Origin of the sequence: Methylobacterium sp. R2-1 (genome assembly GCF_014191355.1) — a bacterium.
Taxonomy (GTDB): domain Bacteria; phylum Pseudomonadota; class Alphaproteobacteria; order Rhizobiales; family Beijerinckiaceae; genus Methylobacterium.
Genome location: NZ_JACHWM010000006.1, coordinates 35,409 through 46,813, shown reverse-complemented (window position 1 = coordinate 46,813; position 11,405 = coordinate 35,409). Strand labels below are relative to the sequence as shown.

Genomic DNA, 11,405 nt, shown 5'->3' with positions numbered 1-11,405 from the left:
TCCGATCAATCCATCTCGATTGATCTTATCACATCTGCTCGGGCATCCGGTCGCTCTGCGCCAGGTTCGAGAACCGGGTGATGTTGGCGTCGAACTGCAGCTCCACCGTGCCGGTCGGGCCGTGACGCTGCTTGCCCAGGATGACCTCGGCCTTGCCGTGAACGCGCTGCATCTCCGCTTCCCAGGCGAAGAACTCCTCCGTGCCCTCGCGCGGCTTCTTGTTGCCGACGTAGTACTCCTCGCGGAACACGAACATCACCACGTCGGCATCCTGCTCGATCGAGCCGGATTCGCGCAGGTCCGAGAGCTGGGGCCGCTTGTCGTCGCGGTTCTCGACCTGACGCGAGAGCTGCGACAGGCCGATGATCGGCACCGCCAGCTCCTTGGCCAAAGCCTTCATCCCGGTGGTGATCTCGGTCATCTCCTGCACGCGGTTGTCGCTCTTCTTGCCGCTTCCTGACAGGAGCTGGAGGTAGTCGATGATGAGGAGGTCGAGGCCCTTCTGGCGCTTGAGGCGGCGCGCGCGGGCGGCGAGCTGGGCGATCGAGATGCCGCCGGTCTGGTCGATGTAGAACGGGATCGTCTGCATGTCCCGGGCGGCATCGGTGATCTTGTAGAAGTCCTCCGGGCGGATGTCGCCGCGGCGGATCTTGTAGGAGGGCACGCCGGATTGCTCGGCGATGATACGGGTCGCCAATTGCTCGGCCGACATTTCCAGCGAGAAGAAGCCGACGATGCCGCCGTTGACGGTCTGCATGGTGCCGTCGGGCTGCTTCTCGCCGCGATAGGCCTTGGCGATGTTGAAGGCGATGTTGGTCACGAGCGAAGTCTTGCCCATGGCCGGGCGCCCCGCGAGGATAATGAGGTCGGAGGGCTGCAGTCCGCCCATCTTGGCGTCGAGGTCGGTGAGCCCCGTGGAGATGCCCGAGAGCTTGCCGTCGCGCTGGTAGGCTTTCGCCGCCATATCGATGGCCGCGGTCAGCGCGTCGGAGAACTTCTGGAAGCCGCCGTCGTACTTGCCGGATTCGGCGAGTTCGTAGAGCCGGCGCTCGGTCGCCTCGATCTGGTCGCGGGGCCTGGACTCGACCGGCGCCTCGTAGGCGCCGTTGACCAGATCCTCGCCGATGGTGATGAGGCGACGGCGGATTGCCAGGTCGTAGATGGTGCGGCCGTACTCGCCCGCGTTGATGACGGTGGTCGCCTCCGCCGCCAGCCGGGCGAGGTATTGCATCGGCGTGACGCCGCCGAGATCGATATCGCCGAGATAGGTCTTGAGCGTGATCGGTGTGGCGAGCTTGCCCGCCTTGATCAGCGAGACCGCGACCTCGAAGATCTGGCGGTGGACCGCCTCCATGAAGTGCTCAGGGAGAAGGAAGTCCGAGACGCGGTAATAGGCGTCGTTGTTGACCATGATCGCGCCGAGCAGGGCCTGCTCCGCGTCGATGTTGTGCGGCGGCACCCGATACTCGGGTTGCACCGTCTCGAGATTGGCCGTGAGGGCGTTGGGCAGGGCCATGGCGCTTGTCCGTCGCTCCAGTGCGGGCGGCCCGGTCGGCCGCCCCGTTTCATGCCCGCCGGACCTTGCCTCGGGATGGTGAAGCCTTCCTTAGCCGACCCAACCTGAGCCGGCTGCGACACGCACGCCACGGGCCCCGGAACGCGAGACGCCCGCGGCTCCCGTGGCGCGGGAATCGCGGGCGTCATGCTGGAACGGATTGAGAACAAGTCAACGCCGGAGGCCGGCGTGTCCCCGTTCTCCACCGCGAAGTCATGGGTTTCGAAAGGACAAGTCCTTTCGCGGGTCCAGGGCGGAGCCCTGGTGAAGGGAGCTCGGGGCGCTGCCCCGAGACCCCGCCAAAGGGATGATCCCTTTGCAGCCCAGGATCAGCCGCGGTCGTCGGCGCCCTCGCCGGCATCGGCCAGGGCCTGGCCGACTTCGAGGCCGAGGTCGTCGAGGTTGAACTGCTCGCGCTCGGTCACGGACTCGCCGCGGGCCTGACGCTCGGCCTCTTCCGGCGAGCGGGCGATGTTGACGGTTACCTTGACCTCGACCTCGGGGTGCAGGGTCACCGGCACGGTGTGCAGGCCGAGCGTCTTGATCGGCTGGTTGAGCACGAACTGCCCGCGCTCGACGCTGAAGCCTTCCTTGGTCACGACCTCGGCGAGGTCGCGGGTCGAGACCGAGCCGTAGAGCACGCCGGTCTCACCGGACTGGCGGATCAGCACGAAGCTCTGGCCGTCGAGCTTCTCGGCCACCGTCTGGGCCTCGTTGCGGCGCTCGAGGTTGCGGGCTTCGAGCTGGGCGCGCTGGGCCTCGAAATGCTTCTTGTTGTTCTCGGTGGCGCGCAGGGCCTTGCCGCGGGCGAGCAGGAAGTTGCGGGCGTAGCCGGGACGCACGTTCACGGTCTCGCCCATCTGGCCGAGCTTGGCGACGCGTTCGAGCAGGATGACTTCCATGGGGCTTCTCCTTGAGGTTGCTTGGAAGCGGGTGCGATCAGGCGTCGCCGCGAGTTTTCGGACGGCGCCGGTCGAGGGCGGTATCGGCAATGCCGAACAGGATCAGGGCGAGCATGGCCACGCCCTGGGTGAGGAACAGCAGCACGTAGAGGCCGGCGAGCAGGGCGAAGCGCCCCGGCCGGCCGCGGCTGCGGTCATGGAAGGCGGCGAGCCCCTGGAGCGCGAAGGCCGCGCTGAAGGCGCCGATCAGGGCGATGCCGAGCGCGCCCGGATAGCCGGGCACCATCGCCAGCGTCAGGGCGGCGGCGAAGACCAGCAGCGTGGAGCGCGGCATCATCGTGGAGGGGAGGTCGGGCCAGGGCCGGAGCAGGCGCCCCGAGATCTGCACGATGCGGGCGGCGGCCCAGAGGTAGAAGGTGAACAGGATCGTGAGACCCTGGGCGGCGATCGCGGGTGCAACGGTCGCCAGCGCATCGGCCACCTCGCTGGCGAGGTCGTCGGTCTTCGGATCCGTCTTCGTATCCGCCTCGGCCGACGCATCCTTGGCAGGTTCATCGCCCTGCGGCTTCGGCTGCGGAGCGGCGGACTCGGCGGGTTTTTCGGCGCTGCCGGCCGGAATCTCGTTCGTGGTGCCGCTCGGCGGAGGGGCGGGGATCCGGCCGCGCTGAACCTGGACCTGCACGACCCGGCGGCTCATCGCGGTGAGCTGCGCGCGGAAGGTGTCGTAGTCGGGCGAAGCGATGACGGCGATCGCGATGAAGGCGAGCGCCGCGGTGCCCGCGACCCAGGCGAGCAGGCGCCCCGTGGGATACCACTCGATCGTGCCGTCCGCCGTGCCGTCCGCTTTTGGCCGCCCGAGCAGAGCGAGGTAGGCGAGCCACCACGCGGGGATGGCGAGGTAGGCCGCGAAGGCGAGGCCGAGATAGGGCGAGACGAAGAGCGCGAGCGCCAGAGCGCCCGAGACCACAGCGGCGAGCGCCGCGCGGTGACTCCAGCCCAAACCGACGATCAGGATCGGCAGCGGGGCGAGCAGGTAGAGGAGAATGGAGAGCGTCGTGGCCTTGAGCAGCACTCCGAACAGGAGCGCAGCCACGAGTCCGGCACCGGCGCCGACAGGAATGTCCTTGGTCATGAAGTCCGCTGTCCCGCTGTCCCGTGATGGGCAGGGTTAGGGGCGGGAAACGATGCCCCAACGATCGGACGGCCCCTTTTCGGAGGGCCGCCCTCACGGTGTCGATCGGCCCGCAGGAAGCGGGCCGGGAAACGCTCTACTTGATGACGTAGGGCAGCAGGCCGAGGAAGCGCGAGCGCTTGATTGCCTGGGCGAGTTCGCGCTGCTTCTTGGCCGAGACCGCGGTGATGCGCGAGGGAACGATCTTGCCGCGCTCCGAGACGTAGCGGGAGAGCAGCTTCACGTCCTTGTAGTCGATCTTGGGAGCGTTCTCGCCCGAGAACGGGCAGCTCTTGCGACGACGGAAGAACGGACGACGGCCACCGCCGCCACCACCAGCACCGAATGCCATGATCAGTTCTCCCCGCCGAAGTTGCGCTCGGGACGGTCACCGCGGTCGCCGCGATCACCACGGTCTCCGCCACCGAAGTCGTCGTCGCGGCGGCGCGGACGGTCACCGCGGTCGCGGTCCTTGCGGTCGTCGCGGTCGCGCTTCTGCATCATCGCGGAGGGCTCGGCCTCCAACTGCTCGACACGAACGGTCATGAAGCGCAGTACGTCCTCGGAGATCTGCATCTGGCGCTCCATCTCGGCCACGGCAGCCGGGGGGGCGGAGATGTTGAGGAGCGTGAAATGCGCCTTGCGGTTCTTCTTGATACGGTAGGCGAGGGACTTGACGCCCCAGGACTCGATCTTCTCGATCGTGCCGCCGCCCGTCTCGATGACGCCCTTGTAGGTCTCGACCATGGTCTCGACCTGCTGGGCCGTCACGTCCTGGCGCGCCAGGAAGACGTGCTCGTAGAGAGGCATTTTTGGGCCTTTCCTTGCCATAAGGAAGCCCGACCGCGCGTCGCGGGTGTGTCGGGCCGGTTCGTCTCGCATTCTCTCGGCGCCAAGCCCTTCGAGCCGTGATGATGGCCCGAGCGGTTGATCGAAGGCGGAGACACCGGACGACGGGTTTTTGAAGAACCCTGTGCCGTACACAAACGGCACCGTCCGTTCAGCCCCCGGCCGGAGCGAACGCGAAGGCCGCGCCTTAGAGGGATTTTCGCCTCAAGGCAAGGGTGACGTGTCGACGAGCAGGTCGAAATGCAGCACGGCTTCGCGAGTGCAGCGCCGGTCGTCGAGCGAGAGCACCTAGCCTTCGCCGGGCCTTCGCTGGATCCGAGGCGCCGGACTGCGAAGGCGGGCTCGGCCCTGTCCTTCGGCACCACGCGGAAAACCTATTTCAGCGAGCCGGCGATGGCCTGCTGGATTCCCAGGATGTCGGCGCCTCGCTTCAGGGTGCGCTGGATCGGCTCGGGCCGGCCCGAAATCCAGATCTTGAGCTCCGAATCCATGTCGAAGCTGCCTGCGGTCTCGACCGAGAACGAGGTGATCGCCCGGTATGGCACGGTCAGGTACTCGACCTTGCGGCCGGTCATGCCCTGGCGGTCTACCAGGATCAGCCGCCGGTCGGTGAAGACCATCAGGTCGCGGATCACCTTGAAGGCGACGCGCACGCTTTCGCCCGGTGCCAGCACCCCGGCGAGCTGCCGGTCCACCTCGTCCGCCGAGAGGTCGCTGCCGTGCCCGAGCAGCCCGTCGAGAAAGCCCATCGTTCGCCTCCAGTATCCGGTGAGGATGTGGGGCCGGTCCCGCTCCCGCGCGAGGGACCTTCGGCCGCTTCAGCGGTGACGGCGCTTACGGGGCTTCTGTCCCTTGCTCTGTCCCTTCCGCTGAGTCCGCTCCATGCAGCTTGCCCAGATGCGGCGGCCGATCTCGCGTAAGCCCAGATTGAGCGGGTCCGGGGCGGAGAAGACCTGCGCCCGCGCTTCGCTGCGGCAGAACGCATCCTCCGCGCTGCGGATCGGGGGTTCGCCCTGCGCAGCGGCCGGCGACGATCCGAGGCCGACCCCGAGGCCCAGTCCCAAAATTGCGCCGAGATACAGGCCGGCCGCGATCAGGCCGCGCCGCCGTCGCGCTGGCGAGCGGAGATGGTGGCTCAGGATACGCAAGGTTTGGCCCTCCCTGTTCACCCCGGGCGGGGCGCACCATCGAAGCGTCCGGCACTCTAATGTCGGGGGAAGCGGATTTGCCAAGCGTTGCCGGGCGATCCCGGCCCGGAACTGCGTAGTCTGCCCACAAGGAATGCCGTCGGCAGGGCCGCCGAGGTGACCTTGTACGGGGCCTCGAACAGGGCCTTGCACGGCGTTGTTGCGCTGCAGCGTGAGCCGCGGCTCGCGGGGCGCCTTGTGCTGCATCGGGGCGAGCCCGGGTGAGGCTTCGGCGAAGCTTCCTGCAAAAGAAAACGCGCCGGGCTCGAAGCGTCCGGCGCGTGGGATCGTCCTGAATGGGGACCTCTTGGCAGAGGGTTCCGCGAAGCTCCCAGGAGCTGGGAGCAGCGCTGGAGACTTAGCGGCGGATCTTCACATTGGCCTTGCGGGCGGCGTAGCGCGCGTCGCGAGCCGCCTTCTTCTCCGCGGCTTCGGCAGCCTTGCGCTCGGCGAGGGCAGCAGCCTCGGCCGCCTCGCGGGCGAGCTGAGCGGCGAGTTCCGCTTCCTCACGCAGGCGCTTCTCCTCAGCCGCCTTGCGCTCGGTCTCGATCCGGATGCGCTCACGCTCGCGGGCGCGCTCATCGCGGGCGCGAGCGACCTCGGCACGGGCCTGGGCCTTGGCGCGCACCTCCGGATCGTCCAGAGCCGGACGGGCCTTGAACTTCTCGAGCAATGCCGCCTTGGCGGCCTGAGAGTTCTGACGGCGGTCTTCGAAGTTCCTGAAGTCGAATGCGCTCATATGACCTTTCTCATGCGGTGACACGACCGACGGCCGGATCGATCCTGCTTCCGGACGGTCGGAATTCGGCGCTGGGTTAAGATAGACCGGCGCAGTCGATGCACGAGTGCGCCGCAACACGCAACAGATGTCGCCCCTGTTCGGGGCGGCTCCGATAACATTTTTGGGCCTGTTGCGATACGGAAGCAGATTTGGGGCGGGAATCCCGAGGATCCAGCTTCAGGAGGCCTGCAGGTTGACCGCGGCCGGCTTGCCGCTGCGGCGGTCGTTCTCGACGTCGAAGGTCACCTTCTGCCCCTCGACGAGGCCGCGCAGACCCGCCTGCTGGACGGCGGAGATATGGACGAACACATCCTTGCCGCCGGTATCGGGCTGGATGAACCCGTAGCCCTTGATCTCATCGAACCATTTCACGGTACCAGTATGCATCCGGATTCCTCCTGCGCGCCGCGGCACCCCGTGTGAAATGCGTCCCGTCATCGGCCGAAAAGGCCGTCCCGTTCGTCAAAGCGACCGAGGAAATAAGCCGGTGCCGCGTCCCTTCCGGGAGCATCGAAGGCCTTGTCAGAGGCGGCCACCAATCGACGAGGCATAGTTATGTTCGGTGAGGCAAACCCACAACCGGCGCAAAGGTTTCCCTCCAATAGGGCTCGCCATTCAAGTCGGAAATTCGTGGCAGAAACTTGGCCATTTGGGACGAGTACGTTGGGATGGTGAGGATCTTGGCCCGACTGCTTCTGTCTAACATTGTCGTGAGAACAACATTTGTTGTAGGGTGAGGTCTTCTCACGACTCGGTCGAGTCATGCCTCCGAGCTCGGAGTAATCGGAGTAATCGGCGCCTCGAAGGAGCCGCGGCGGACATGGCAATCGCGTCGGCAACCCTGGTTTCGAGTGCACGGTCGCGGCTTCAGCGAGGCACTCGCTCGCGGACGACTTCGCGTGCCGCGCATTCGCAGCCACGAATAAAGGGCCGGTCCCCCGGCCCTCTTTGCCACTCAGGCCATGGCGGCCGCGCCGTCACCGCACTCGGTCGAGGCGTACTCCTGACGGCGCGGACTGCGCGCCCGTCAATAATCGTGGCCGCGGCGGTTATAGCCGCGTCGGTCGAACGGGTCGCGATCCCGGAAGCGCTGTTCACGGTAATGATCATCCCGGTCGCGCATGCGCATCTCGCGGCGATAACCGCGCTCACGCTGACCTTGAGGCTGACCTTGAGACCGCAGGTCGATGCCTGGGCCGTCCGGGCCGATCGTGATCGACTGTGCGGTGGCCGGCGCCGCGGCGATCATCGTCGCGGCCACGACAGTGCCAGCGAGCAGGGTCGTCATGGTCTTCATCATGATAGCGTGCTCCGTCTGGAATTCGGGCCTCATGCGCCGATGTTGTCCAGGTTCCAGCATTTGCAGGGTCCGATCGATCCGTGGAGATAGACTGGATCTCGACCACGGACGCTTCCCATCGAAGCGGATTTTCTCGATTTTCGAAGTCGGGCAGGTGTTGCGGACAACGTAGAGGCTTGGCAGCGGCTGGCTTGAGCGGAGGGATGGCTCGTGCCGCAGGCCATCCTCGGTCTGTCACGGATGGTCGGGCGTTCGCCGAGGACGAGGCTTCGGACCTGCCGCCTTCTGGTATGGGTGATATGGGTGAGCCGGCGCATGTCCCGCTCCGGAAGCTCTGCCCGAGGCGAACATCGTTCAGTCCCTCCTGGTTCAGGCCCCGGAAGCCGTTCGCATGCCCGTCCGCCCACTGATCCTCTATCCCGATGCGCGCCTGCATCAGGCCGCCGGTCCGATCTCCGCTCCCGGCGAGACGGTGCGTGCACTTGCGGGGGACGTGCTCGACACCCTCGGCGCCGTCTCGGCGATGGGGCTGACCGCGATCCATATTGGGCAGCCGGAGCGGGTGGTGGTGATCCGCCTCCAGCCGGACGAGCCGCACGCGGTCTACGTCGATCCCGTCGTCGCCTGGGCCTCACCTGAACGGGCCTCGCATCCGGAGGGCAGCGTCTCGATGCCGGGCGTGGTCGAGCCGGTGGAGCGGCCGGCCCGGGTCCGGGTGCGCTACCGCGACCTCGACGGCGCCGAGCAGGAGGAGGAGGCCGAGGGCCTGCGCGCCGCCTGCCTGCAGCACGAGATCGATCAGCTCGACGGCATCTTCTGGATCGACCGGCTGAGCCGGCTGCGCCGCGACCGGGTCCTCAAGCGCTACGGCAAGCTGCGGGCGCAGCGGGCGCGAACGGAAACGTGAGGGCGGGCCGTCATGCGATGGGCTTCGTGCTATGGCTGCGCCCATCCGACTGCGCTCCTTGCCCGTGAGCCGCCGATGCCCCGCCCGCTGTTTCGCCTTTCCTTGCCCGCCGCCCTGATCCTCGCGGTCGCGGGCCTCTGCGCCTCCGGCCTTGCCGAGTCCGCCGCGGCACAGGGCACAGCGTCCGGCACCGGGAATCGTCCGGGCGATCAGAAGGGCCCGGCCCGGCCCGCTTCCGTGATCGGATGCACCTCGCTGGCCAATCTGCGCAGTCTTCTGCGCAACACGGGGGAGGACCGGGCCGCCGCACTCGCGGCCGCGACCGATCCGAAATCCGATCTCGGCTGCAGCCCCGTGGACCGCGCCGCGGTCATGGGGCTCGCCGACCACGTCGCCCTCAACGGTCGCGCCTACGACTGCCTCATCCTCAAGGGCACGGCAGTGTGCCACTGGACGGTAGCGGGCGCCGTCACGCCGCCCGAGCGGCCGGCGGCGAAGCCGGCCCGCAGCAAGTAGCTTCGGAAGCGAGGGGCTTCTTCAGAACCGTGCCGTCAGGAACAGGCGGAGGTTGCGGCCCGGCAGCAGGATCTCGTCCTTCTTGAACGAGGCCGAGTTGCGGATGTCGTCGTCGAGCAGGTTGCGGCCCTGGAGGCCGAGCGTCACCTCGGTGGCGCCGTAGACCGCCGGGTCGAGGGCCTGGGTGTAGGCGAGTTCGGCCCGCAGATCGTTCCAGCCCGGCGTCGTCGTCTCGAACGGGGCGATCTCGGTGTGGTCGAAGGCGTGCAGCAGGTTGATCCGCGCGAACCAGCCGCCCGCCCGCACGAAGGCGCCGCCACCGAGCCGGTGCGGCGGGATGCGCGGGACGTAGGAGCCGTCGTCGAACTGGGCGCGAACGAAATCGTACTGCGCCTCCAGGCCCGCCCAGCCGTCGCCGACGGGCAGGAGGTCGAGCTGCGCCCCGATCTCGGCGCCGTAGAAGGTGGCGTTGGCCTGCGAGTAGACCACTTGGCGCAATTCGTCGCCACTGCCGCAGGAGGCAAAGTCGTCGTCGCAGCGATTGCCGGTGTCGCGCTTGTAGATGAAGCCGGTATAGCGCGTGTAGTAGCCGGTGGCGTCCAGGCGCAGCGGCCCCTCCGCCCGGCGCAACGAGATCTCGACCGTGCGGGCGCGCTCAAGCCGCAGGGTCGGGTCGCCGATCTCGAAGGTCGCGGTCGCGTCGTGCGGCCCTTGCGAGAACAGCTCGTAGCCGGTGGGTGCGCGCTCGACATAGGAACCGTTGAGGCTCGCCACGAAGCCGTAGGGCAGCTCCTGCAGGGCACCGATGCTGGCGCTCTTCGGGGCGAAGCGGCGGGTCAGGGCGTAGCTGAACGGATCACCGTCCGTCGGCAGGTAGCTGTCGGGGAACTGCGTCGCGGTGCTGTTGAGCCGATCGCCCTCGATCCGGCCCGCGGCCTGGAACCGCAGGCCGTTGCCGACGGCGAGTTCCTCGAACAGGTAGCCGGCCAGCACGCGCGACTCGGTCGGCGGCAGGAAGCTCTCGAGCTGCGAGTTCAGCACGCGCCGGCCCGCCTGGACGCCGATCGCGCCGGTGAGCGTGCCGAGCGCGGTGAAGACCGGGACGTGCTGCGCCTCGAAGCGCGCCTCGACCTCGCGGTTCTTGAAGATCGCCTGGACGCCGTCGACCCCGTCCTCGCCGATGCCGATCTCCTCGTGACGGTAGACGGAGCCGCCGGCCCAGAAGCGCAGCACCTCGAACGGTCCGCTCAGCGGCCGATACTCGCCGCGGGCGAGCAGGCGGTCCTGGTTCGGGGTCAGCCGGGTGCGCGACTCCTCGGCCTCGCCGCCGGGGATCTGGTAGATCGCGTCGTAGTGGCTGTAGGCGACGCCGACGAAGCCGCGGTCGCCGATCGCCGAGATGCCGAACGCTCCGCCCTGCGATTCCGTGGCCGAGTTGCGCTGAATGCCGCCGGGAATGGCATAGGAATCGGTCGCGGTCTTGAAGCCGTCGGCGTGGACCGCGATGCCATCGGCGCCGGCATCGACGCTGGCCGCCCCGAGCCGGCCGTTGTCGACCGTGGTGTAGCCGGTCGTGACCTGTCCGGTGACCCCGCGGGCCGGGATGAAGGTCGGCACCTGGTTGTTCTCGGCCGAGACCACGCCGCCGATCGCGCCGGAGCCGTAGCGGAGCGTCGCGGGGCCGCGGATCACCTCGATCCGGCTGGCGTTCAGCGGGTTGACCGGAACCGCGTGGTCCTCGCCGAGATCCGACACGCCGCCGTTGACGATGCCGTTCTCCTGAATGCGCACCCGAGCGTTGTCGAGACCGCGGATGATCGGCCGCGAGGCCGCCCCCGGCGCGTAGGTCGAGGACGAGATGCCGGGCCGGTCGAACAGCGCATCGCCGAGCGTGCGCGGCTGGTCGCGAGCGATCCGGTCCTGCGGGATCACGGTGACCGGCGAGAAGGTGGTCGCCACCACCGGCAGCACCTCGGCCGCTCGTGCCGCCAGAGGGACCGAGGCAGGGGATGGGGCAGGGGATGGGACGGGCGAGGGAGCGGCAGACCGGCCCTGGATCGGGCTCACCGAGGTCACGCTGATCTCCTCCAGCGTGGCCGCCTCCTGTGCCCGCACCACGGGGGCGAGTCCGGGCGCGGCCGTCAGCAACGCCCCCGCCGCCAGCAGCATCCGTTTCGAGCGCCCGCGCCGCATTCCCATCGATCCAGACTGATCACGTTACAACGTTTCATCATCGG

Annotated in this window: 13 protein-coding genes; 2 read left to right on the top strand and 11 right to left on the bottom strand. The window is 68.0% G+C overall.

From position 1 onward, the window contains the following. Positions 1-28 precede the first annotated feature (28 nt). The 10 genes from FHU13_RS10205 to FHU13_RS10160 form a co-directional block, all read right to left on the bottom strand. Positions 29-1,516 carry a replicative DNA helicase gene (locus FHU13_RS10205; protein ID WP_183435742.1) on the bottom strand — a complete coding sequence of 496 codons (1,488 nt, stop codon included), beginning with the start codon at positions 1,514-1,516 and terminating at the stop codon, positions 29-31. A gap of 368 nt (positions 1,517-1,884) precedes the next feature. After that, the gene (gene rplI, locus FHU13_RS10200; RefSeq protein WP_004446280.1) at positions 1,885-2,457 is read right to left on the bottom strand and encodes a 50S ribosomal protein L9; all 573 of its coding nucleotides are present in this window, start codon (positions 2,455-2,457) and stop codon (positions 1,885-1,887) included. A 37-nt stretch (positions 2,458-2,494) separates the two neighbouring features. Beyond that, positions 2,495-3,589, bottom strand: a complete 1,095-nt coding sequence (locus FHU13_RS10195) for a DUF2232 domain-containing protein (RefSeq protein WP_183435741.1) — start codon at positions 3,587-3,589, stop codon at positions 2,495-2,497. Between the two features lie 136 nt (positions 3,590-3,725). Beyond that, a complete protein-coding gene (rpsR, locus tag FHU13_RS10190) occupies positions 3,726-3,980 on the bottom strand; it encodes a 30S ribosomal protein S18 (RefSeq protein ID WP_004446294.1) in 255 nt (84 codons plus the stop codon). 2 nt (positions 3,981-3,982) lie between these two features. Then, positions 3,983-4,438 carry a 30S ribosomal protein S6 gene (rpsF, locus tag FHU13_RS10185; protein ID WP_012255117.1) on the bottom strand — a complete coding sequence of 152 codons (456 nt, stop codon included), beginning with the start codon at positions 4,436-4,438 and terminating at the stop codon, positions 3,983-3,985. A 413-nt stretch (positions 4,439-4,851) separates the two neighbouring features. Next, complete coding sequence (locus tag FHU13_RS10180) at positions 4,852-5,226, bottom strand: PH domain-containing protein (protein WP_012456125.1); 375 nt, start codon at positions 5,224-5,226, stop codon at positions 4,852-4,854. Between the two features lie 69 nt (positions 5,227-5,295). Continuing rightward, complete coding sequence (locus tag FHU13_RS10175; RefSeq protein WP_183435740.1) at positions 5,296-5,625, bottom strand: hypothetical protein; 330 nt, start codon at positions 5,623-5,625, stop codon at positions 5,296-5,298. A gap of 397 nt (positions 5,626-6,022) precedes the next feature. Continuing rightward, positions 6,023-6,403: a DUF6481 family protein gene (locus FHU13_RS10170; RefSeq protein WP_183435739.1), complete on the bottom strand. Its 381-nt coding sequence runs from the start codon at positions 6,401-6,403 to the stop codon at positions 6,023-6,025. Positions 6,404-6,622: 219 nt separating this feature from the next. Next, entirely contained in the window at positions 6,623-6,832 is a 210-nt protein-coding gene (locus FHU13_RS10165; RefSeq protein ID WP_108941692.1) for a cold-shock protein, read from the bottom strand. A 640-nt stretch (positions 6,833-7,472) separates the two neighbouring features. Beyond that, positions 7,473-7,742 carry a hypothetical protein gene (locus FHU13_RS10160; RefSeq protein WP_183435955.1) on the bottom strand — a complete coding sequence of 90 codons (270 nt, stop codon included), beginning with the start codon at positions 7,740-7,742 and terminating at the stop codon, positions 7,473-7,475. 394 nt (positions 7,743-8,136) lie between these two features. Here FHU13_RS10160 and FHU13_RS10155 point away from each other — a divergent pair, with 394 nt between their 5' ends. Both FHU13_RS10155 and FHU13_RS10150 read left to right on the top strand, forming a co-directional pair. Continuing rightward, complete coding sequence (locus tag FHU13_RS10155) at positions 8,137-8,652, top strand: peptide deformylase (RefSeq protein WP_183435738.1); 516 nt, start codon at positions 8,137-8,139, stop codon at positions 8,650-8,652. Between the two features lie 75 nt (positions 8,653-8,727). After that, the gene (locus FHU13_RS10150; protein WP_183435737.1) at positions 8,728-9,168 is read left to right on the top strand and encodes a hypothetical protein; all 441 of its coding nucleotides are present in this window, start codon (positions 8,728-8,730) and stop codon (positions 9,166-9,168) included. Between the two features lie 21 nt (positions 9,169-9,189). On the opposite strand, the gene FHU13_RS10145 is transcribed toward FHU13_RS10150, so the two are convergent. Beyond that, the gene (locus FHU13_RS10145) at positions 9,190-11,337 is read right to left on the bottom strand and encodes a TonB-dependent receptor (protein ID WP_183435954.1); all 2,148 of its coding nucleotides are present in this window, start codon (positions 11,335-11,337) and stop codon (positions 9,190-9,192) included. Between the last annotated feature and the right edge of the window lie 68 nt (positions 11,338-11,405).